The organism is Nitrosomonas oligotropha (assembly GCF_009833085.1).
In the GTDB taxonomy this organism is placed as follows: Bacteria; Pseudomonadota; Gammaproteobacteria; order Burkholderiales; family Nitrosomonadaceae; genus Nitrosomonas; species Nitrosomonas oligotropha.
Genome location: NZ_QRBZ01000016.1, coordinates 34687 through 54696 on the forward strand (window position 1 = coordinate 34687; position 20010 = coordinate 54696).

Below are 20010 nucleotides of genomic sequence, written 5' to 3' on the forward strand. Positions count from 1 at the left end.
TGAATTCCGGTTCGGTAATTTGCGTATGAATCGTTCGTGCGGCTACCGGATCATGAAGCAATGGTCCAATCGGCAGCCTCTCAGGGCTTTACCGGCGGCTCATCGCGCCCGGATACAATGGGTTGCAATGCTTGTTCCAGCTCACCGATCCACTTTTGTTTCTCATGATCCAACCGCTTCTCACGCTGCAACCGGTACAAAATAGCCAGCGCGTCCGTCAGCAACTCCTTTCGCCGCCCGGCCTCAATCTGCGCCAGCTTGACATAGCTCACTACCAGATCGGTTTGCCATTCCACCACAGCCGGGTCCAGTTCCGCCAGTTTTTTGCGAATCGCTAGCGATTCTTGATACGCCTTCAGCGCCGCGGCGTTGTCGCCACTTTTCGGATGCATGTCCCCGACTAGATCATAGCTCACCGACAGGTCACGCTGCCACTCCGTGTGGTTCGGATCCAGTTCCGCCAGTTTTTTGCGAATCGCTAGCGATTCTTGATACGCCTTTAGCGCCGTGGCGTTGTCGCGACTGTTCCGATGCATGTCACCGACTCGCTCATAGCTCACCGACAGGTCGCGCTGCCAATCCGTGTGGTTCGGATCCAGTTCCGCCAGTTTTTTCGCGATGGCAAGCCCATCCTGATATGCCTTCAGCGCTGCGGCGTTGTCGCCACTGCTCAGATGCATGCCCCCGACTTTGTTATGACTCACCGACAGGTCGCGCTGCCAATCCGGGTGATTCGGATCCAGTTCCGCCAGTCTCTTGCGAATCGCTAGCGATTCTTGATACGCCTTCAATGCCGCGGCGTTGTCGCCACTGTTCCGATGCATGTCACCGATCTTGTTATAATCGACCGAAAGCTCTCGCTGCAAATGAAGATTATCCGGTTCCGCTTTCACAAGTTGTTCCAACAACGATTGGCTTTGCCGGTATTGCTGAAATGCTTTCCGGTTATCGCCCAGCGCACGCAAAATATCCGCTTCATCGCTTAAGGCAACTGAAAACCACTCCGCATCCTTTTCCGGATCGAGCTGCTTCTGCAAGCTTTGCGCAGCTTCTAACGCCAACGTATTGTTACCCAGCTTCCTGGCGATGCTGCGGATATTGCGCCAGGCTTGGGGATAATCGTGCCGGAATTCGACCGCTTCTTGGTAGAGCGCCAATGCTTTGAGCATATTGAAAGCATTTTCCCAGCGCTCTGCGGCTGTATAGGCTTCCTGTGCGAGTTCTACCGTTTTTTCCTGTTTCAGGTTTTGATAATAATGCTCACGGATTTGCGCTGCTTGTTCCAGTTCACCGGCCTGCAACGCGTGTTGTTCTGCTTCCAGCAAAGGATTACCGGGATGCTTTTCCAGATCGATGGCGTTCTGGCTCAGTGCATCTCGATATTTCTTTTCCCATTCCGCTACATCTTTTTTATAGCGATCAAGCAGGTCGCTGAGATTATGGTTATTACGTTTTTGCTCCAGGAGTTGTTCGTGTAGCTGCTGTAATAAGGATTGCGTTGCGGTTTCCGGCAGATTTGTATACGAAGCGAGTTGCACGGCTTCCTGCGCAATATTTACATTTAACGCCAGCCCACCGGGAACCTCCGGCGGCAGGTAAATGATATTTCCGACAGGCGGCGCTGGCGTTGCGTGTTGATCCGTCAACACGCGGTACAGCGGGGTGTAATCCTGCGGTAGTTTGTAGGTGGTAAAACCTTTCAGCGGCAATGGCACGTCGTCCAAACTGCCTTCTCCGGGAATGACCGGGATGAATTTGGTGTTGCGGTAGTAGTGGTCGTACAGCGTTTGCGAGATCACCACGCCTTCGAAATTCACACCACGCCCGCCCTCCGGGTCGATTCCCCGGTAGCGTTGCAGATATAGCGGTGTGCACACGATCAGGACGAAATCCGCGTGTTCAATCTGCGTTTCCATCCATCGTTGCCAGCCTTCCGGCGGGAAGCCGTTGACGTATTGATCGATCTGGCAATCCAAGCCATCCCGGCGCAAATCGTTGGCCAGGTTGCGCACGAATGCGCGGTGCGTATCCGAGTCGTGGCTGTAACTGATAAAGATGCTGGCATTCCGGGTCATACACCGCCTTCGTTGCGCAATCGTAGCCGGGAAGGATATGCAAACTTGCGCGCAAAGTCTACTCGGTAGCTATTGCTGCAAACACCGGCGCGTCTCATTCAAGGCGCAACCGGTGCAACCAAATTTCCCGCTGAGCGGAAAAACCCGTTTGTTCCCGCTTTAGGCCGTCTTTCGCTTTACCGTATACTCCACGGTCTTGGGCCAGACTCGCACTTTTTAAGATAAGTCATTGCAACAAAATATATTATTTGCATGCATCGATCATCACGGAGGAATCAATGGAAAGTTATTTTCTTGGCCGGCAACCCATTCTGGATCGTAATCAGAACTTAGTCGCGTACGAATTGCTGTTCCGTCAGGAGCAGACCCAGGAGACGGCGAAAGTCACCGACGACTTATCCGCATCGGCGAATGTGATCGTCAACGCTTACGGCCGTTTCGGCATCCAGAACGTGCTCGGGCAGCAGCGCGGTTTCATCAATGCCGATCTCGATTTGATCATGAGCGACATCATCAGCTTGCTGCCGAGCAAACATGTGGTGCTGGAAGTCCGGGTGCCGGAATGCGTCACGGCGGAATTCTTGCAGCAGTGCAGTGAATTGAAGCAAAGGGGATATCAATTCGCGTTGGACAACATCGTCACCATCGACAGTAAAATCGAGCAACTGCTGCCGATCGTCAGCGTCGTGAAAGTCGACGTGCTGGCACTGCAAACGGACGAGCTGGAAAGATTGGTCACCGCGCTGAAACGCTGGCCGGTTCTGCTATTGGCGCTGAAAGTGGAAAGCCGGGAACAGGAAATACGTTGTAAACAATTGGGATTCCAGATGTTTCAGGGTTACTACTTCGCCAAACCCGAGGTGATGTCGGTCAAACGCACCGATCCGGGCAAGCTGTCGCTGCTCAGGCTGCTGACTTTGGTGACGGATGATCACGATCACGAGGAAATTGAACAGGAATTCAAACGCCAGCCGGGTTTGAGTTATAACCTGATGCGCATGGTCAATTCCGTTGCCGGTGATCTGCCGCGCAAGATCAACTCGATCAAGCACGCGATTACGATGATGGGGCGCGAGCAATTGCTGAAATGGATACAACTGCTGCTGTACACTTCCAGCCAGCCGGAAGACGGCGCACCCGATATCCGCATGCAAATGGCGGTGGAACGCGGCAAGCTGATGGAATTGATCGCCACCGCCGAACGCCCACACGATAAAAATCACCATGAAAGAGCCTTCATCGTCGGCATTCTGTCGCTACTGAACGAGCTATTAGGCATCGAGATGCAGCAGATCGTCAACAAACTGGGTATTTCCGACGATATGTGCCTGGCCTTGATGAAACGCGAAGGACGTTTGGGTCAAGCACTCAAGCTGGTCGAAGCGGACGAACAAGGCGACCATGCTGCGATTCAATCGATACTCGCCGGATTGGGTTTCCTGAGTCTCGACGAGTTTACCGGCATCAAGTTGCAGGCAACCGGCTGGGCCAACCAGACCGGCGACATCGCCAACTAGGAAAGAATAGGTCTTGCGGTTAAGGCAACCGCTCAAACGCGGATACCGCCAACCCCAGTTCATCATCCGCGGCCCTTTGGATGGGATCAATGTTGATCCGGGTTGGAAAGCCATAGCTGGGATGATAAGCCACTGCGATTTGATCCACTTTGCCGTTCAAGCTCGTTTGCAGTTCCGAGAACAGCCGGTCGATTGTCGCGTAGCGGGCGAAAAAATCATAATGGGCATCCGCCGCCGTAATCGCCTTGCCGGTGTTATCCGTCATTGCGGCAACCTGGCCGTTCAGCACTTCGATCTGTAGCGGCATGCGGTTTCTGAACGTGCAAAAACACACCATATTCAGCTCGAAGCGGTAATGCGCAATATTCGCTTCCCGCCATTGCTTCTGGTGCTGCTCGAAATCGCTACGCATCGGCGACACGCAGGCAAGCAGCAGAACAGTGAGTACGAACCCGCATAGTTTTTTCATGGCGAAACTTTTTTCACGTTTTGTTTGCCGGATCGGTTCCATCAACAGTATCGGAAATATCCTAATCATCCATTTTCCCGGATTCTCCAGCAGGTGTTTCTATCCGGATTTCCGGCTCGATCACCGGTGTGGCGGAAAATTTGATTGGCAGCTCGCTGTAGTTCGCCGGTGTAACGAACACTTCCATATAAACCGGTGTGGCGAGAAATCCGGCATAAAAAGTGTTGGCATAGCCGCCGGATGCCGTGGCAAAACCGAATCCATGCGGTGTGATCTGTCCCGGCGCATCGATACGGATCAGGTTATCCAGCGTAAACGGCTCGTTTCCCGGAATCGATTTGCCGGTGGGGTGCAGACCGGTAATGCGTTCGCCATTGCGATGACCGGCAATGCTGAGAATTTGATAAAAGCCTTGCGCATCGGCGGTCTCGGCGGTCGTGAGCGTTCCCCGGGCGACAATGCTGCCGCTTGTATAACTCCAATTCCATATTTTCTCGGCGCTGGCGTTGTGCGCGCATAGCAGCAGTAGCGTGACAACAGCGCCGGATAAAATATGATTCGTTAATCTACTCATCCTGACTCACCGTGCGATAGATTTTTTCCATGACTTCGTTATTGTAGTCCTGAACCACGCTTTGCGAATTAAACAAATCCCTCAGCTCAACCACCGTGATCGCAATGATCAACAGCAACCCGAAGCCGACGAGTCCGGTGAAGAGCATGACGGTTCCGGTAATGAAAATGCACAGGTTGATTGTGCCACGCAGCGGTTTACCCAGATAGAAATGATGCAGACCGGCGACAAAAAGATAATTCAGCACCGCGTAAGTATCGGGATCTTTCAGTTCTTGTTCGGCTTGTTTGAAAAATTGCAGCTGTTTGTCATCCGGCAATGCGCGCACGCGCTGTCTGATGCGTTCTTCGTCTTCCTGGATGGCTTCCTGGCTTTTCATGTGCGTGGCAACGCTCAGCGCGCCAGCGTGATGATCACCGCTTCGCGTTTCCAGAACAATAAAAACCGCTTCTGCTCGACAAACTGGAGCACCAGCGTCCAGCCATCCGCGGCTTCCTTGTTGAGCGTCATTTCCAGCCGCTTGATTGGGATGCCCGATGCGCCCAGAAAAATCGTTCCGAGTCCGCCTTCGGTCACGTATAACACTTTGTATTCTTTGTAAGCCATGTTGAGTCCCTGTTGATTTCACCGGAATGTGGGATTGTTTAAATCAGCGGCCTAGTGCACTGCAACTCGATAAATTGTTGTGATGCCGTGCAAATCAGCGCGTTATACCGCCAGAACCCGCCTGCGGTACGCGATCAGCGTAACCATGAAAACACAGATCACCAACATGACAGCCGGAAACAACAGCGTGGTCACGGAAAAATTCTCCAGCGCCAGCATCACCAGCACATTACGCAGCGTGAACAATGCAAAGAATTGCAGTGATTCCGAATACGGGAACTGATAGGCTTTTCTGACCGTGGGTCCGAATCCGATCACATCGATTGCCGTCAGCAGCACTACCGCCCACACCGGATCGGATGTCCAGAACCATAGCGGCAACGAAGACAACGCTGCGATAAAAAATACCCAGTCGGCTCGAGTGACTGTCACATCGGCACGCTTCAGGTAGGCCAGATAGGCAATACCGATGGTAATTCCGGCTGAAACACCGATCGGCCAAGTACCCGCGCCGCCTTTGTCCTGCAATTGCGCCACAAAAATCAGCAAGGTCGTCGCACCCCAGATCACCCAGGAAAAAATATGCGGTTTGATCGAACCCTGGAAAATTTCCCGGATGTACGGAATAAACGCGGCCAAAGTGACTGCAATTGCAATCAGACTGAGAGTTTCTTTGTAAAACATTTTCTTTTTGCGATACGCTGTGAAAAACCGAATCGTATAAGAGCGCATTGCAGTTGATTGGTTCAGTCCGGCGCAAAATATTCTTGGTGCATCCGATGCATCGGATAAAACAAAGAAAACCGGCTATTTTGGGTTACCCGATCAGGGTGTTTTTGTGGCTGCTGCTACTGCCGGTATTGCTGTTGGGATGGTTACAGTTTTTGCCGGTTTGAAACGCATCCGGCGAGATGGATGAACCTTGAGTGGATGCCACCGGACACATCCGGCGGCATCCTATTGAAAATTAAACTGCTTGATTTTTACGGCGAACCATAAATCCCAATAGACCCAGGCCTGCTAATAACATGCCATAGGTTGCGGGTTCAGGTACGGGACTCACCGTACCGCCAATATAGAAAGTGCCGGTGCTATTGTAAGCCGCGTCGATTGCAGCCACGGCTGTGGCATTCAACGTGATCGATACGATACTGCCGTTAGTCGATGAATCAACCGAAATCGAACCGTAAGCATTACCGGATGCCAGATCATTAAAAATTCCAAGACCGGTATCGGTTAGCGGATTACCGGAAACATCGAACAGGGTGTACAACAATGCAGAAGATTGGCTCAGGAAGCCACCATCGGCGCCACCGTTCTCTCCAACGGCCGGTTGATACAAATTCAATACGGCGCTGGTGGTGCCAGCAGCGCGATGCACGTCGAATGCGAAATAGTTATTCGCAAACGTATCGCTTCCACCGCATGAATCGGATGAACCGCAGGTACCCGCGATATAGTTTCCTGTCGCGCCGCCAAAATTATTGGTGCCCAATTCGTCTACCCAGCCGCGATTGGTCGCCGTATACGTTGTGCTGCCGTTCAGAACCAATTGCGCGCTTCCAATCCCGTGAGTCCAAGCAAAAGTGTGGTCACTTAAACCGGCCGATGCAACCGATGGCAATACCGCCAATCCTAGAATGCATGCCGCTGTACTAACTAATTTATTATTCTTAATCATCTTATTTCCTTCCAAGACTAAAATTATCCAGAAAATTACTTATCAATTTATTTTTAATACTCTTTCGCGCAGAGATGGTAATTTCTCGTAAATTTTTAAACCATAGGACAGCACTACTTTTTTTATAGGTAAGTTGTACTATTTTTGGGGAAGAGTCATCATCGATCCAAAAGCGTTGATTAAATCACTTATAAAGCGCGGCAGCAGATAAGAAACCGCTAGATAACACAACACTTGGAATTTCTGGACACAACACGGCATCGTTTGCTTGCCCAGTGATTACATCAAAAACGCCCGATGTAGAGCACGGCAATGAGTCCCAAAGCCAAGATAGCCACGGCGACATTCACCAGCATGCCCCAGCGGGTTCCATAGCCTTCCGGGAATTCGTCCGGGTTCAGGGTTTTCAGTAATACCGCATACTGGCGGGATGAATAGATCGCAGAGGCTGCGCCGAGGAAGACGAAAGCAAACCCCAGCCAGAATGTCAGCACCATACCGGAAGCATGCACGTGATCCGGCGCGAGGACGTTCATTAGAAGGCCGGTACGTTCGACCAAAAATCCGAAAGCGATCAGGGCAAGACTGGTACGGTTCCAAGCCAGCAGCGTGCGCTCCGCTGCAAAGAGTACCCGAGGATCCTTGAGTTCCGACATGCTTTCTCCTTAGCGTGACACTGAATGGGTCGAAAAACGATGCACTATGAAACTTCAGCAGCTATTTCCCGTTGATTCGATGGATTCTTACTCCCAAATCACCATCTTGAAGCGTTCCTTGACGATACCGAAGTAATTGCACTTCCAATCGCTTTGCGCAAAAAAATCCAGGTGATGCCATTGGTCTTTCAGTCTCAGGATGCTGGCGGCGGCATCGTCCCAATCCGTGGCCGCCAATTTAACTTCCAGCTGTTGTTTGCGTTCGGCCACTTCCGCGTAATCAAAACCGTCGTATTCCCAATGCAGCACCTCAAATACATTGCCCGCACGGTCGGCGTAATCCATGCTGAAATCCAGCCCCCACTTGGGACGCATGCGGATGATCTTGTAGATCAGCGGATTGGTTTGCGCCCAGTGTTCGAGTTGCTGCAACGCTTCGCCGCGATACCCTTTGCGCTCGAACAACAAACTGTGATTCAGCACCGCGCCCTCCACCCGTTCCGGTTGTGTAAACCAAGGCGTCTTAATCGCATGCCGGTGTTCCCGGTGCGCATGGGCAGATGTCAGATTGGCCTCGGCATAGCGTTGTTCCAAACCGGTCAAGTCGTACCCGTTTTGATCGAACAGGGCCAGCTCATGGGCTGCCGGCGCATTCACACTTTCCAGCGGCCGATCCCAGAAACCTTTGGGATTGAATTGATTGTTGGTTAAATCTAAGTAGCTCATGGGTTTAAAGAAAATTATTCCTGATTGGCAAGGTAAAAAAACAGATCATGGTTGGATGCGCGGCTTCCCATACAATTCCCGCAGTTCATCCTTGGCTTTCTCCAGCACCTCGCGCTGCTGCATGGACAAATGCTTCCCCGCCCGGTTGATGTAAAAATTGAGCATCGCCATCGCCGACACAAACGGCTCCGCCTTACGCCGTTCGCTGCAATCGGGCGGAATGCTTCAACGACAGCGCGATTTTGCGCGGATCATCCCACGAAAAAACACCCGATTCAAGATCCAAGGCATTGCTGGTTTCGGTGACTTGCTGGGACCAATGATGCGGGTTGTCTTGAGGCATAGTGGGTAAAATTAAGTCCGTTACCTGGTTGATTGGATATTGCATCATGAAATATAGCGTTCGATATCCATGGCGTCATGAAACACCCCTAAAATATCGATAACCTGCGATGGCCGCAGCAGGTATGCAATCCGGTAATGACCGTAATACAGAATCCTGATTTCCCCTTCCGGCTCAACGCGATATTTCTGACCGATTTCGGGGTAGAGCCGCAAAATCTGAGCTTTCTCAAAAATTCCGCCAATCACTTTTGCAGCCGCTTCCGGATTATCTTGCGCAATATAATCGTGAATGTCGTGTAACCAGCGTGCCGCTTCTTGCGTCCAGACTATTTCTGCCATGTGCGAATTTGGCGTTCCATCTCGCTATTGGACAAAACTCGTCCTTGCCTTGAATCATCTAGTCCGCGCGCGACCATTCTTTCAAATGCCAATTCGCGCATGATTTCCTCATACGTGGCATCTTCCGGCTGCGATTGAATAATTCCGGTCATTTTCTCTTTCACACTCGACATGTCGGCCTCCTCTCTAAGAGCCTTACAATGTTACAACATTCAGAAGTCTGGCGCTTTCTTGCAAATTCATTCCCAAATCAAACGGCAACACGCCCAGCAACGGGCAACCCAGCCGCTGTTCCAACGTCGCGATATTTTCCGCTCCAGCGAGCATTTGCGGATCGATGCAATTCGCCACCCACCCTGCCAGAGTCAAACCGGTTGCCCTGATTGCTTGCGCTGTCAGTAAAGCATGATTCAAACAACCCAGTCGTATGCCGACCACCAAGATCACCGGAAGATTTAACACGCGCGCTAAATCCGCGCCGGTTTGATGCTGATTGAGCGGCACCAGGAAACCTCCCGCCCCTTCGACGATAGCCCTATCCGCTTGGGTGCTGAGTGTTTGGTAAGCCTGTTGAATCACCGTCAGATCGATTTCCCTGCCCGCCTGTTGCGCAGCAAGGTGCGGGGAAATGGGCGGATCGAATGCATACGGGTTGATTTGCTGACGCGTTACATTCACGTTGCTGGCAGCGAGCAGTTGCTCGACATCCAGCCATTTTCCGTTCTCGACGCCTGCGGCGACCGGCTTCATGCCAATGACTTTATGACCCTGCGCGGCGAACGCACGCAGCAACGCGCAACTGACGGTGGTTTTGCCAATACCGGTATCGGTGCCGGTGACGAAGTAGCCTTGCCCCATATCAAGGCGGCAAACCCAATTCCCGCCGCATTTCCGGCGTCAAGATCGAACGCGGATCGAACGGCTTCCAGGCGTGACCGTACACCACCTCAAACGTGGCCGGCAGCTTACCGTTGCGGCGCAGCGTTTCGTAGGCGTCGATCGCCTGCCGCCACTGGTTCTTGCCCATCAATCCCTGCCGTCGCCCCTGAATGACGTTGTGCGCGCCGATGGCTTTGAGGTCGCGCATCACGCTGATGACATCGTCGTACGTCAAAGTGATGTATTCCATGTCCATCACCGGCGTGGAGAAACGGTTGTTGACCAGCAGATCGCCGATGTCGTGCATGTCGGCAAAGCGGTTGACGTGGCTATAGCCATCGATTTTCGCAAACGCCTGACGTAGTTCCTTCAAGGTATCCGGACCGAAGGTGCTGAACATCAGCAATCCGTCGGCGCGCAGAATGCGGTGCATTTCGGCGAAGGTGCGATCCAGGTCGTTGCACCATTGCAGCGCAAGGTTCGACCAGATCAGGCCGACACTTGCATTTTTGAACGGCAATTGCTCGATATCGCCGCAGACATAGCCGCTGCGCTGTTGCAGAGGCAGTAAACGTTGCCACCAGACGGTGTCCGGACGCGCGTGCATGAGCATCGTCCAGGCGATATCGACCGCGATCAATTGGCTGTTGGGATAGCGTTTAGCCAGCTGCTGGCTGCCGTAACCGGTGCCGCTGCCCGCGTCGAGAATCACCTCGGGTTTATATTTGATGTATTCCAGCCGCGCCAGCATGCGGTTGCTGATTTCGCGTTGCAACACCGCCGCTTGGTCGTAGCTGCTGGCGGCACGCTCAAACGCGTTGCGCAGCTGCTTCTTGTCAAGAATTTGTTCGGAATGCATTGAGATGTGCCACAAATTGTTCGGGGTAAGATAAAAACGGCGCATGACCGCAGTGCGCAAACATCACGTGGCGCGATTGCGGTAATTGCCGGTGCATCCAATCGGCCGCTGCCGGATGGGTAATCACGTCGTTTTCGCCATGCACGATTAAAACCGGTTGTTTGATGGTTACGATGCGTTCGCGTAAATCGCTGTGCTGCAAAATCCTCAGCCCCTTTTCCAGTGCGCCGGAATCGGGCTCGCCACGCTGAAAAAAGTTTTTGCGCAATTGCGACAGAATCTTGCTGGCATCGCGGTCGCCGCTCATTTGCAATGTCAGAAAACGATTGATCGTCGTGGTGTAATTGAGTTTCAAGTTTTCCAGAAACAATTGCAGCAATTTGCGCTCCATGCCCCATTCCCAGTCGTCGCGTTTGGCGAAACACGGCGTAGTGGAAATCAGCGCCAGCTTCTCGACCCGCTGCGGCTCGCGCACCGCCAATTCCATCGCCACTTGCCCGCCCAGCGACCAACCGCCGAGCATGCAGCGTTCGGGTAACATTCCGGCAACCATGCCGGCCAGATGATCCAATGTTCCGGGCTCGCTCGCGGGACTCAAACCATGTCCGGGCAAATCGACCAGATGCACTCGGAATCGTTGCGCCAATTCATCACGAACGCTGCCCCAAATGCCGCTATGCATCGCCCAGCCGTGCAGCAGCACGAGATCGGGGCCCTGCCCCACGGTTTCGATATGCAATGGCGTCATGACGGTGCCAAATCGTGCAACGCCCGGACAAGGCACTGAATATCGTCCGGCTGGTGCGCGGCGGATAACGAAATGCGCAAGCGCGCCGTGCCTTGCGGCACTGTCGGCGGGCGAATGGCCGGAACCAGCATGCCGCGTTCGCGCAATCCTTGGCTAATGCGCACGGCTTCAACGCTGTCACCGATCAGCAAGGGTTGAATCGGTGTCACAGAAGGCAATAGTTTCCAAGGCGATGACTGCAAGCCTTGTTTCAATTGCGCGATGTTACGCCGCAGCGCCTCGCGCCGCCATTCGTCCTGCTCGATCAAACGCACGCTGGTCAACAATGCGTGCGCCAGCAACGGCGGTGTGGCGGTGGTGTAGATATAGCTGCGTGCCGATTGAATCAGGGTTTCGATCACTTCCGGCTGCGCTGCGACGAATGCGCCGAATACACCGGCCGCTTTGCCGAGTGTCGCCATATAGACGAGATTCGGCGAATGGGAATGCGCATTTTTCGACAAAAATAAGCTGCCGCGTCCCTGCTCGCCCAATACGCCAAAACCATGCGCATCGTCCAATAACAGCCACGCATGGTAGCGTTCGCACAATGCGGTCAATCGCCGGACCGGTGCAATATCCCCTTCCATGCTGAACACGGCGTCGGAAATGACCAGCTTGCGCCGCGCTTGGACTGTGGCCAGACGTTGTTCCAGCGCGGCCAGATCACAATGCGGATAGCGGATGAATTGCGCGCGCGACAGTAAAGCCGCGTCGTTCAGCGAGGCATGGTTCAGTTTGTCGGCGAAAACCGCATCTTCGCGCCCGGCTAACGCCGTGACCATGCCGATATTGGCCATATAGCCGGTGGAAAACAACAACGCTTGCGGGAATCCGGTAAATGCCGCCAGCGCGGCTTCGAGATCGTGATGCGCGGCGCTATGACCATTGATCAAGTGTGCAGCGCCCGCGCCAACGCCGTATAGCCGGGCACCGTCACAAGCCGACGCGATCAATTCCGGGTGATTGGCAAGTCCCAGGTAATCGTTGCTGCTGAACGCTAGATAATCGCGCCCATCAATCGTGATATGGCTTGCTTGCGGGGAGTCGACGATTTGCCGGGTGCGCCGCAGGCCTTTTTGTTCGCGTATGCGCAGTTGCTCAGCCAGATCCGCAAACATCTACGACAGCGCGTGCAGCCCCAGCTTATCCAATAACATGCGATCGCGATCGGTTTCGGGATTGCCGGTCGTCAACAATTTGTCGCCATAGAAAATGGAATTGGCACCGGCCAGGAAGCAGAGCGCTTGAATCGCATCAGACATTTCCTGCCGCCCGGCGGACAACCGCACCATGGCTTTCGGCATGGTGATCCGCGCCGCGGCGATGGTGCGCACGAACTCGAGCGGATCGAGCGCTTCCGTACCGTACAGCGGCGTACCCTTGACTTGCACCAAGTGATTGATCGGTACCGATTCCGGATATGGATTCAGATTGGCTAATTGCGCAATCAGCCCGGCGCGCGAACGGCGCGTCTCGCCCATGCCGACAATGCCGCCGCAACACACGTTGATACCGGCTTCACGCACTTCCTGCAAGGTATGCAAACGATCGTCATACTGCCGCGTGGTGATGATTTCTTCATAAAATTCCGGCGCGGTATCGAGGTTGTGGTTGTAATAATCCAGACCGGCTTCGCCGAGTTGCTGCGCCTGACCGGGTTTCAATAAGCCCAGTGTGGCGCAGGTTTCCATACCCAGCGATTTGACCGCGCGCACCATTTCGGTCATTTTCTCGATATCGCGTTGTTTCGGGCCGCGCCAGGCAGCCCCCATACAGAAGCGCGACGCGCCTTTAGCTTTAGCGGCGGAGGCGGCAGAGACCACTTCGTCCAGCGACAGCATGTCCTGATTCTCAACACCGGTGTGATAACGCGCGGCTTGCGGACAGTAGCCGCAATCTTCCGGACAGCCGCCGGTTTTTACGGAAATCAGTGTCGATAATTGCACGCCATTGGCGTCGTGATATTGCCGGTGCACGCTTTGCGCACGATAGATCAGATCGTTAAACGGCGCATTCAGCAATGATTCAATATCCGCCACGCTCCAATGCGCCGAGTCTTGCGATTTCGCGGTCATTCCGCCCAGATCGTTTTGTGTTTCGTTGCTTGTCAGTGAATCCAAGTTCATATCAATTTACCTATTGTGCTGTTTAAATGCTGCAGCGATCGCGCCCATTGCCGATAGCCTTAGAAACCCAGTATTGTATTCATGTGAGTTATTTTACCACCGCCGATTTTTAAACAACGGATTAAATGCGATGCCAAGCTGGTTCCGGAAAAATTGTCTGCTATGCGCCACCGCCAGCATTGAGGATTTCTGCGCAGCGTGTTACCGCGATTTACCGCAATTGCCGGATCACCATTGTCCCGTTTGCCTGCGGCCGGTACCGGCGGGGGAAATCTGCGGCGCTTGCTTGAAAAAGCCGCCCGCATTCACGCGCACGATTGCAGCGCTGCGCTATACTTTTCCTGCCGATGCGCTGATCCATGCATTAAAATATCAAACCAATCTGGCGATCGCACCGGTTCTTGCCCATTTGTTCATGGCCCGGCTGGAAGCGGTAGAAACGATGCCTGATGTCATCGTGCCGATGCCGCTGCACCCGATACGGCTCCGCGAACGCGGCTTTAACCAAGCGATGGAAATCGCCCGTTACATCGCCAAGCAAACGGACATTACACTGCTGCCGGACGGTTGCAGCCGCATCAAGCATACGCTGCCGCAAGCCGGGTTGCCGTGGAAGGAGCGGCCGAAAAATATCCGCAAAGCTTTTAGCTGTACAATGGATTTATCCGGCAAGCATGTCGCGGTGGTTGACGATGTCATGACAACCGGCGCGACACTCAACGAATTGGCTAAAGTATTGCAACGACAGGGTGCTACTGAAATCAGCAATTGGGTGATTGCCAGAGCCTTACGGGAAATAAAGCAAACCGGTCCTTTTACTTCATTCTAATCAACACACTTTGATAGCCGTATGTTTCATATCATTTTGCATCAACCTGAAATTCCACCCAATACGGGTAATATCATCCGCCTGTGCGCCAATACCGGCACACAACTGCATTTGGTCAAACCGCTCGGTTTCCCGCTGCAAGATAAGCAATTGATCCGCGCCGGTCTGGACTACCATGAATTTGCTTCGATCAAAGTCCATGAAGATTGGACCGGATGCAATCGGCATTTGCAAGGACAGCGCCTGTTTGCGATCACTACGAAGGGAAAACAGCGCTACGACACGGTAGCGTATAACGCCGGGGATGTTTTTTTGTTTGGTTCGGAAAGCTGCGGCTTACCGGCTCATCTCATGGAAACTTTTCCGGAGCAACAACGCATCCGGGTGCCGATGGTAGCCACCAGCCGCAGTCTGAATCTATCCAATGCAGTCGCCATCGTGGTTTATGAAGCATGGCGGCAAATTGGATTTCCGTCGGGGCAATAACCGCCAATTACTGAAGATTAAGGTTTTCGCTTAAGATGCGCGGCGTCACAAAAATCAGCAATTCACGTTTGTTATCGACTTTAGTGGTATTGCGGAAAACATAACCCAGCACCGGGATATCGCCCAGCATCGGCACTTTGTTAACCACTTCGTTCTCGGTGCGATCGAAAATACCGCCAATCACCACCGTTCCACCGTTTTCCACCAGAACCTTGGTCGTAACCTGCTTGGTATTGATCGGCGGCGGCAGAAACTGGTTGATCGCGGTGCCGATCTTGTCTTGGTTGACGTTGAGTTCCATGTCGATCTGGCCATTATAAGTAATCAGCGGTTTGACTTTTAACCGCAGTGTAGCGTCCATGAAACGGATACTGGTCGCACCGCTACTGGTCGCTTGTTGATACGGCACCCGGTCGCCCTGTTCGATAATCGCTTCCACACCATGCGCCGTGACCACACGCGGACTCGCGATAATCCGCCCTTTCTGATCAGTCTCCAGCGCCGACAGTTCCAGGTTAATGAGCCGGTTATTGTTAATCTTTAACAAACTCAACCCCAATGCAGCCGGTCCGCCCAGTAATCCGGTCGCCGCCGCCGCGGGTAAATTGACGTTCAGATTACTGCCTCCTCCCGCTGAACTGCCACCCGCTAAAGCACTCGAATCGGCCAGGTTGCCGGAAATTCCAAGCCCCTGACTTCCCAGATTGGTTGAGTTCTGAATCCCGAAACGGGCTCCCAGATTACGGCTAAAAAGATCGGTCGCTTCCACAATACGCGCTTCGATCATGACTTGCCTTTCAAAAATATCCAATTTCTGAATACGTTTTCTGACTTCGTCCAACCGGGCGGGAATATCGGTCACGGTAATCGTATTGCTGATTTCGTCCACATTGATCGTGCCGCGTTTGCTGAGCATGCTTTCAAACGACATCGAATTGACCCTGCGGTGATTCAGGCGAAAAATCTCCGAACGCAACGGCTCCATGTCGGCGATCTGCATCTTCGCTTCCACATCGAGCAATTCCCTGTCCGCCATTTCCTTGCGCGGCGCCACAAAAATAACGTTGCCGGTCTTGCGTTTATCCAGGCCTTGCGCCTGCAACACGATGTCGAGCGCGTGATCCCACGGAACATCCTTCAAGCGCAGCGTGAGGTTGCCCGCAACGGAATCGCTGGCGATGATATTCAGATTGGTAAAATCAGCGATGACTTGCAGAACCGCGCGCACTTCCACGTCCTGAAAATTAAGCGACAATCTTTCCCCGGTATATCCGCCGTTGGCCCGTTGCTTCTTTGCAATTTCTTCTTCATCTTCGCTCAATGCGCGGATTTCCAGAACAAACCGGGTACCGGATTGCCGCGCCGAATGTTCCCAGCGTCCGCCGGATTTCACGTGCATCCGGACGTTATTGCCTTTCTTCGATGCTTCGATGGTTTGCACAGGAGTCGCAAAATCGACCACATCGTATCGTCTTTTCAAACTACCCGGCAGCATTGTATCGACAAACTCGACGAATACATCATCGCCTTGCGTTTGCACATCAACACTCGCGCCCGGCTTTGTCATGTCCACTTCAATCCGGCCTTCACCCTTTGTACCACGGCGGAAATCGATATCCTGCAAGCTATTCATATGCTGATTGGGTGTTTCTTCCGCAAACCGGATGACGGTTGCAGTTGCCGGGTTCTCTGGCACGCTCACGAGCCGGACAAAAAGAATGTTTTCCTGTGCGCGGATGTCGTGCCGCATGAGTCTTGCCAAATTCATCACCAGCCGGGTGCGATCCCCGACTTGCACAATATTGACGCTGCGTAAGTCACCTTCGGCCGCTTCCTGCACATTTCTGCCCAAAGCATTGGCGACTTGATGGAAATCGAAATAAATGCGATGCGGATTGTCCAACGCAACTCCCGTCGGCAGAGCGGAAAGCGGTTGATCTAAGGCAAGTTTGACGATGACTTCGCCATTGAGAAAAGTGGAAATATCGATGGAACGGATACTATTGGACGGTGTTTCCGCAGTTATCGTTTGTTGCGCAAAAATTGCCGTCGCAAAACAAATCAACAGTGCTGCTAATACGATGTTGAGACCATATCTTTTCATCATTATTGGTAGCTTTAGGGTTGTTTTATTTCTAATTTTTCAGCATGAGTGTACTCGTCTTTTCAGTCCATTCATTCGCTCCATCCTGCACAATCTCCAATAGTTTAACTTCTGATTCCGAAATATGGTTAATTTTTCCGAAATTTTGTCCCAAATAATTACCGGTTTTCACACGATACAGTGTGCCATCCGGGGATTTAATCAGGGCGAAAATCAGATCATGCTGCTGCAATGTTCCAACCATCAATAAATTTTCCAACGGATAGGATTCCAGAACTTCCTTGCGCCGGGTTAAATCCGGCTGAATTCCGCTGGCAACTGCTTGCACTTGACCATTTTTACGGGGCACGAAGGGGCTGGGAATATCGAAAGCCTGATACATGAAATATTGATGCGGTTTAATTTCTGGAAGCGGATCGACCTGGCCTTTCAGACCTTCACCGGAGCTTTGAATGAAGGCTTCCAGATCGCTATAGTCATTTTGACTGCAAGCGGTCATCGCCGTCAAAGCTATTGCAAGTAATACTAACAGGCATATGTTTCTGATCATCGTTCATTTACCCTTAGCTTGCTTTGCTATTTCTTCTTCATCCAAATATCGGTAAGTCTTTGCAACCGCATCCAATACCAATTTTCCATCGGCACCCGGAGCAATCGAGATGTCATTGAGCGTGACAATGCGCGGCAATCGCGCGATATCGCTGGCGAAAGCGCCAATATCATGATAACCGCCGGTGACCCGGATCGAAACCGGCAGTTCGGCATAAAATGCGTTGATCGTTTCCTTCTCGGCCGGTTTAAATAATTCAAATTGCAGTCCCCGGCCCAAGCCTGCCTGATTGATATCGACCAGCAGCGCTTCCATCTCGGATTTATCCGGCAGTTGCTTTAACATGGCGCTCAGCGACTGTTCTATTTCTTCCAGCTGCGCGCGCAAAGCCGGTAAATTGACCGCGCTTCTTTTTTTAAGAAGGTAAGTATTTTTTAATGTTTCTTCCTCAGCCTGGATTTTCTCCAAGGTTTCGGTCTGGTCTTGCCACACCAGGAAATGACCGGCTATCACAATGACAATGAATAAAATGACCAGAGCAGCAATTTTAAATGCTACCGGCCAGCTCCCTGCTTGATTGATATCAAGCTGACGCAATTCAATGAGTAAATCATTCATACTTTAGCCTTACGATTTTCCAGCGGGGTTGGCGGGTGAATTTTGCACATCGTCAATCGATGTTCTTCTGAGCTTGATTCTCATATTGAATTCGTTCTGACGGATGTTATTAACCGTTATCGCCTTAATTTCCACCAATAGCGGCGATTCAAGCCAAGGCGATGATTCGAGATTACGCATCAGCATGGATACCCAGGCATTGGATTGCGCATACCCCATGAGCGTAATAATCTGATCATTCTGCTTCACACTTTGCAGATACACACCATCGGGAAGTTGCCTTACCAACTGATCCAGCAAGTGCACGACTTCAGAACGGCTGTTCTGCAGGGTTTCCACCACCAGTTTGCGCGACAGTAACTCCTGAGTTTGTGTTTTGATATTGCGGATTTCAGCAATTTCTGTATCCAGAACAGCGATCCGGCTCTGCAAAAATTGATTCCGGGCATTTTGATTTTCTATTTCACCGTCAATCATTGCATAAACACTCCAGACAGCCGCAATCCCCAGAAATCCGGCCACACCGGCCAGGATCGCGATCTGCTGCTGCTGTGCTTTACGCTTCAGTTCACGGTGAGGCAGCAGATTGACGCGGATCATGATGGATCAAAGCTCCGCAAAGCCAGACCGCAGGCGATCAAAAGAGAAGGTGCGTCCTGGTTTAATTGCCGCGAAATGATGCGGCTTGATAATTCCATGTTTGCAAATGGGTTCACAACCAGTGTGCTGACCTGCGTACGTGCAGCAATGATGGCATCCAATCCGGGTATGACAGCGCATCCTCCTGCTATAAAAATATAATTCACTTCAGTATATTGCGTTGAAGTGTAAAAGAACTGAATGGCGCGCATCACTTCAATCGCCAGGGTTTCGCAAAACGGTTGCAATACTTCCGCGTGGTAATTTCCCGGCAGACTCCCGCCGCGTTTGGCAGCTTCCGATTCTTCCAGTGACAGATTAAATTGATTGTGAATTTCCTGTGTCAGCTGATCGCCGCCGAAGTGCTGGTCGCGCGTGTAGAGCGATTCATCATTCAACAACACATTGACCTTCATGACGGTTGCGCCAATATCCACCAATGCGATCACTTGATCTTTTCCGCCGCCCGGCAATTGACGCAGCGTCAATTCAAACGCCGCTTGCGCCGCATAAGGCTCAACATCCACGATCACTGTCTTCATACCGGCTGCAAGCGCTGCAGCCACGCGGTCTTCTACTTTTTCCTTACGCGAAGCCGCAATCAGCACTTCGACTTCCTCCGGGTTATCCGGAACGGATCGGGTTACTTGAAAATCCAGATCCACTTCATCCAGTGGAAAAGGAATGTATTGACTGGCTTCATTCTCTACTTGAAAAACCAGATCTTCCTCGCGTTGCCCGGCTGGCACCACAATCTTCTTGGTAATCACATCGGTCGCGGGCAGTGCGAGCGCCACATTCTTTTGCCGCGTCCCCATCCGCTTCCAGCCGCGCCGCAGACTTTCGATCACTGCTTCCATATTGGCAATTCCGCCATCCTGCATAGCGTCAGCCGGCAGGGATTCGATGACATAGCGTTCTATGCGGTAAGCTTGATTGCCTTTGCCAATCATCGATAACTCAACCATCTTGACGGATGAGGAACTGATGTCCACTCCGATCAATGGCGGCGACTTCAGCTTTAAGAAGTCTAAATTGATATCAAAATTTCCCTTGAACATTGGCCTGTTAGAAGCGATACTCGCGCATTATAAATTACCCTGTTAAAGCCGAATATAGGTAAACTACTACCCACTATCAAG

26 protein-coding genes are annotated in these 20010 nt (G+C 52.2%); 3 read left to right on the forward strand and 23 right to left on the reverse strand.

Going from position 1 to position 20010, the window contains the following annotated elements; translation table 11 throughout:
- Positions 1-80: 80 nt before the first annotated feature.
- Entirely contained in the window at positions 81-2075 is a 1995-nt protein-coding gene (locus ABD07_RS05790) for an SEFIR domain-containing protein (protein ID WP_160817517.1), read from the reverse strand.
- Positions 2076-2353: 278 nt separating this feature from the next.
- On the opposite strand from ABD07_RS05790, the gene ABD07_RS05795 reads away from it, so the two are divergent.
- Positions 2354-3592 (forward strand): EAL and HDOD domain-containing protein, encoded by a 1239-nt coding sequence (locus tag ABD07_RS05795; RefSeq protein ID WP_160817518.1) that lies wholly within the window; start codon positions 2354-2356, stop codon positions 3590-3592.
- 19 nt (positions 3593-3611) lie between these two features.
- On the opposite strand, the gene ABD07_RS05800 is transcribed toward ABD07_RS05795, so the two are convergent.
- The 17 genes from ABD07_RS05800 to bioB all read right to left on the reverse strand — a co-directional run bounded on the left by ABD07_RS05800 (position 3612) and on the right by bioB (position 13591).
- Positions 3612-4130, reverse strand: coding sequence for a DUF6174 domain-containing protein (locus ABD07_RS05800; RefSeq protein WP_160817519.1), 519 nt, complete (start codon positions 4128-4130; stop codon positions 3612-3614).
- Positions 4123-4635, reverse strand: coding sequence for a PEP-CTERM sorting domain-containing protein (locus ABD07_RS05805; RefSeq protein WP_160817520.1), 513 nt, complete (start codon positions 4633-4635; stop codon positions 4123-4125). The genes ABD07_RS05800 and ABD07_RS05805 overlap by 8 nt, the downstream gene beginning before the upstream one ends.
- On the reverse strand, positions 4628-5014 hold the full coding sequence (locus ABD07_RS05810) for a TM2 domain-containing protein (RefSeq protein WP_160817521.1): 387 nt from the start codon (positions 5012-5014) through the stop codon (positions 4628-4630). The genes ABD07_RS05805 and ABD07_RS05810 overlap by 8 nt, the downstream gene beginning before the upstream one ends.
- Positions 5015-5028: 14 nt before the next feature.
- Positions 5029-5241 (reverse strand): DUF4177 domain-containing protein, encoded by a 213-nt coding sequence (locus tag ABD07_RS05815; RefSeq protein WP_160817522.1) that lies wholly within the window; start codon positions 5239-5241, stop codon positions 5029-5031.
- Between the two features lie 102 nt (positions 5242-5343).
- Positions 5344-5925: a hypothetical protein gene (locus ABD07_RS05820; RefSeq protein ID WP_160817523.1), complete on the reverse strand. Its 582-nt coding sequence runs from the start codon at positions 5923-5925 to the stop codon at positions 5344-5346.
- 283 nt (positions 5926-6208) lie between these two features.
- Entirely contained in the window at positions 6209-6922 is a 714-nt protein-coding gene (locus ABD07_RS05825) for a PEP-CTERM sorting domain-containing protein (RefSeq protein WP_108698770.1), read from the reverse strand.
- Between the two features lie 284 nt (positions 6923-7206).
- Complete coding sequence (locus tag ABD07_RS05830; RefSeq protein ID WP_160817524.1) at positions 7207-7578, reverse strand: YidH family protein; 372 nt, start codon at positions 7576-7578, stop codon at positions 7207-7209.
- 87 nt (positions 7579-7665) lie between these two features.
- Positions 7666-8304 (reverse strand): hypothetical protein, encoded by a 639-nt coding sequence (locus ABD07_RS05835; protein WP_160817525.1) that lies wholly within the window; start codon positions 8302-8304, stop codon positions 7666-7668.
- Between the two features lie 45 nt (positions 8305-8349).
- On the reverse strand, positions 8350-8475 hold the full coding sequence (locus ABD07_RS15180) for a DUF3175 domain-containing protein (protein ID WP_275689492.1): 126 nt from the start codon (positions 8473-8475) through the stop codon (positions 8350-8352).
- Positions 8476-8497: 22 nt separating this feature from the next.
- Complete coding sequence (locus tag ABD07_RS15185; protein ID WP_275689491.1) at positions 8498-8695, reverse strand: DUF3175 domain-containing protein; 198 nt, start codon at positions 8693-8695, stop codon at positions 8498-8500.
- Entirely contained in the window at positions 8692-8988 is a 297-nt protein-coding gene (locus tag ABD07_RS05845; protein WP_160817526.1) for a type II toxin-antitoxin system RelE/ParE family toxin, read from the reverse strand. Before ABD07_RS05845 ends, ABD07_RS15185 begins: the two co-directional genes overlap by 4 nt.
- Positions 8976-9161: a hypothetical protein gene (locus ABD07_RS05850; protein ID WP_132427682.1), complete on the reverse strand. Its 186-nt coding sequence runs from the start codon at positions 9159-9161 to the stop codon at positions 8976-8978. The genes ABD07_RS05845 and ABD07_RS05850 overlap by 13 nt, the downstream gene beginning before the upstream one ends.
- A 22-nt stretch (positions 9162-9183) precedes the next feature.
- Entirely contained in the window at positions 9184-9846 is a 663-nt protein-coding gene (bioD, locus tag ABD07_RS05855; protein WP_160817527.1) for a dethiobiotin synthase, read from the reverse strand.
- A gap of 1 nt (position 9847) precedes the next feature.
- Positions 9848-10726, reverse strand: a complete 879-nt coding sequence (gene bioC, locus ABD07_RS05860) for a malonyl-ACP O-methyltransferase BioC (RefSeq protein ID WP_160817528.1) — start codon at positions 10724-10726, stop codon at positions 9848-9850.
- On the reverse strand, positions 10704-11474 hold the full coding sequence (gene bioH / locus ABD07_RS05865; RefSeq protein WP_160817529.1) for a pimeloyl-ACP methyl ester esterase BioH: 771 nt from the start codon (positions 11472-11474) through the stop codon (positions 10704-10706). The genes bioC and bioH overlap by 23 nt, the downstream gene beginning before the upstream one ends.
- A complete protein-coding gene (gene bioF / locus ABD07_RS05870; protein ID WP_160817530.1) occupies positions 11471-12634 on the reverse strand; it encodes an 8-amino-7-oxononanoate synthase in 1164 nt (387 codons plus the stop codon). Before bioF ends, bioH begins: the two co-directional genes overlap by 4 nt.
- A complete protein-coding gene (gene bioB, locus ABD07_RS05875) occupies positions 12635-13591 on the reverse strand; it encodes a biotin synthase BioB (RefSeq protein ID WP_240142440.1) in 957 nt (318 codons plus the stop codon).
- A 181-nt stretch (positions 13592-13772) separates the two neighbouring features.
- Between bioB and ABD07_RS05880 the strand changes: the two genes are divergently transcribed.
- Both ABD07_RS05880 and trmL read left to right on the forward strand, forming a co-directional pair.
- The gene (locus ABD07_RS05880) at positions 13773-14471 is read left to right on the forward strand and encodes a ComF family protein (protein WP_160817532.1); all 699 of its coding nucleotides are present in this window, start codon (positions 13773-13775) and stop codon (positions 14469-14471) included.
- A gap of 21 nt (positions 14472-14492) precedes the next feature.
- Positions 14493-14957, forward strand: coding sequence for a tRNA (uridine(34)/cytosine(34)/5-carboxymethylaminomethyluridine(34)-2'-O)-methyltransferase TrmL (gene trmL / locus ABD07_RS05885; protein ID WP_160817533.1), 465 nt, complete (start codon positions 14493-14495; stop codon positions 14955-14957).
- A 7-nt stretch (positions 14958-14964) separates the two neighbouring features.
- Here trmL and ABD07_RS05890 read toward each other — a convergent pair whose 3' ends face one another.
- The 5 genes from ABD07_RS05890 to ABD07_RS05910 are packed head-to-tail and all read right to left on the reverse strand — an operon-like array spanning position 14965 to position 19929.
- On the reverse strand, positions 14965-17064 hold the full coding sequence (locus tag ABD07_RS05890) for a type IV pilus secretin PilQ (protein ID WP_240142436.1): 2100 nt from the start codon (positions 17062-17064) through the stop codon (positions 14965-14967).
- A gap of 28 nt (positions 17065-17092) precedes the next feature.
- Positions 17093-17611, reverse strand: coding sequence for a pilus assembly protein PilP (locus ABD07_RS05895; RefSeq protein WP_160817534.1), 519 nt, complete (start codon positions 17609-17611; stop codon positions 17093-17095).
- A 3-nt stretch (positions 17612-17614) separates the two neighbouring features.
- Entirely contained in the window at positions 17615-18229 is a 615-nt protein-coding gene (locus tag ABD07_RS05900) for a type IV pilus inner membrane component PilO (protein WP_160817535.1), read from the reverse strand.
- Positions 18230-18238: 9 nt separating this feature from the next.
- Complete coding sequence (locus ABD07_RS05905) at positions 18239-18829, reverse strand: PilN domain-containing protein (RefSeq protein WP_160817536.1); 591 nt, start codon at positions 18827-18829, stop codon at positions 18239-18241.
- The gene (locus ABD07_RS05910; RefSeq protein WP_164502773.1) at positions 18826-19929 is read right to left on the reverse strand and encodes a pilus assembly protein PilM; all 1104 of its coding nucleotides are present in this window, start codon (positions 19927-19929) and stop codon (positions 18826-18828) included. Before ABD07_RS05910 ends, ABD07_RS05905 begins: the two co-directional genes overlap by 4 nt.
- Positions 19930-20010 lie beyond the last annotated feature (81 nt).

What these genes read in the sequence shown, in the direction of transcription:
- ABD07_RS05790 (WP_160817517.1), bottom strand. Translation starts at nt 2,075, where the DNA reads ATGACCCGGAATGCCAGCATCTTTATCAGTTACAGCCACGACTCGGAT.
- ABD07_RS05810 (WP_160817521.1), bottom strand. Translation starts at nt 5,014, where the DNA reads ATGAAAAGCCAGGAAGCCATCCAGGAAGACGAAGAACGCATCAGACAG.
- ABD07_RS05820 (WP_160817523.1), bottom strand. Translation starts at nt 5,925, where the DNA reads ATGTTTTACAAAGAAACTCTCAGTCTGATTGCAATTGCAGTCACTTTG.
- ABD07_RS05910 (WP_164502773.1), bottom strand. Translation starts at nt 19,929, where the DNA reads ATGTTCAAGGGAAATTTTGATATCAATTTAGACTTCTTAAAGCTGAAG.
- ABD07_RS05830 (WP_160817524.1), bottom strand. Translation starts at nt 7,578, where the DNA reads ATGTCGGAACTCAAGGATCCTCGGGTACTCTTTGCAGCGGAGCGCACG.
- bioD (WP_160817527.1), bottom strand. Translation starts at nt 9,846, where the DNA reads ATGGGGCAAGGCTACTTCGTCACCGGCACCGATACCGGTATTGGCAAA.
- trmL (WP_160817533.1), top strand. Translation starts at nt 14,493, where the DNA reads ATGTTTCATATCATTTTGCATCAACCTGAAATTCCACCCAATACGGGT.
- ABD07_RS15185 (WP_275689491.1), bottom strand. Translation starts at nt 8,695, where the DNA reads ATGATGCAATATCCAATCAACCAGGTAACGGACTTAATTTTACCCACT.
- bioB (WP_240142440.1), bottom strand. Translation starts at nt 13,591, where the DNA reads ATGACCGCGAAATCGCAAGACTCGGCGCATTGGAGCGTGGCGGATATT.
- ABD07_RS05800 (WP_160817519.1), bottom strand. Translation starts at nt 4,130, where the DNA reads ATGATTAGGATATTTCCGATACTGTTGATGGAACCGATCCGGCAAACA.
- ABD07_RS05795 (WP_160817518.1), top strand. Translation starts at nt 2,354, where the DNA reads ATGGAAAGTTATTTTCTTGGCCGGCAACCCATTCTGGATCGTAATCAG.
- bioC (WP_160817528.1), bottom strand. Translation starts at nt 10,726, where the DNA reads ATGCATTCCGAACAAATTCTTGACAAGAAGCAGCTGCGCAACGCGTTT.
- ABD07_RS05825 (WP_108698770.1), bottom strand. Translation starts at nt 6,922, where the DNA reads ATGATTAAGAATAATAAATTAGTTAGTACAGCGGCATGCATTCTAGGA.
- ABD07_RS05895 (WP_160817534.1), bottom strand. Translation starts at nt 17,611, where the DNA reads ATGATCAGAAACATATGCCTGTTAGTATTACTTGCAATAGCTTTGACG.
- ABD07_RS05850 (WP_132427682.1), bottom strand. Translation starts at nt 9,161, where the DNA reads ATGTCGAGTGTGAAAGAGAAAATGACCGGAATTATTCAATCGCAGCCG.
- ABD07_RS05835 (WP_160817525.1), bottom strand. Translation starts at nt 8,304, where the DNA reads ATGAGCTACTTAGATTTAACCAACAATCAATTCAATCCCAAAGGTTTC.
- bioF (WP_160817530.1), bottom strand. Translation starts at nt 12,634, where the DNA reads ATGTTTGCGGATCTGGCTGAGCAACTGCGCATACGCGAACAAAAAGGC.
- bioH (WP_160817529.1), bottom strand. Translation starts at nt 11,474, where the DNA reads ATGACGCCATTGCATATCGAAACCGTGGGGCAGGGCCCCGATCTCGTG.
- ABD07_RS05845 (WP_160817526.1), bottom strand. Translation starts at nt 8,988, where the DNA reads ATGGCAGAAATAGTCTGGACGCAAGAAGCGGCACGCTGGTTACACGAC.
- ABD07_RS05805 (WP_160817520.1), bottom strand. Translation starts at nt 4,635, where the DNA reads ATGAGTAGATTAACGAATCATATTTTATCCGGCGCTGTTGTCACGCTA.
- ABD07_RS05815 (WP_160817522.1), bottom strand. Translation starts at nt 5,241, where the DNA reads ATGGCTTACAAAGAATACAAAGTGTTATACGTGACCGAAGGCGGACTC.
- ABD07_RS05880 (WP_160817532.1), top strand. Translation starts at nt 13,773, where the DNA reads ATGCCAAGCTGGTTCCGGAAAAATTGTCTGCTATGCGCCACCGCCAGC.
- ABD07_RS05890 (WP_240142436.1), bottom strand. Translation starts at nt 17,064, where the DNA reads ATGATGAAAAGATATGGTCTCAACATCGTATTAGCAGCACTGTTGATT.
- ABD07_RS15180 (WP_275689492.1), bottom strand. Translation starts at nt 8,475, where the DNA reads ATGGCGATGCTCAATTTTTACATCAACCGGGCGGGGAAGCATTTGTCC.
- ABD07_RS05905 (WP_160817536.1), bottom strand. Translation starts at nt 18,829, where the DNA reads ATGATCCGCGTCAATCTGCTGCCTCACCGTGAACTGAAGCGTAAAGCA.
- ABD07_RS05900 (WP_160817535.1), bottom strand. Translation starts at nt 18,229, where the DNA reads ATGAATGATTTACTCATTGAATTGCGTCAGCTTGATATCAATCAAGCA.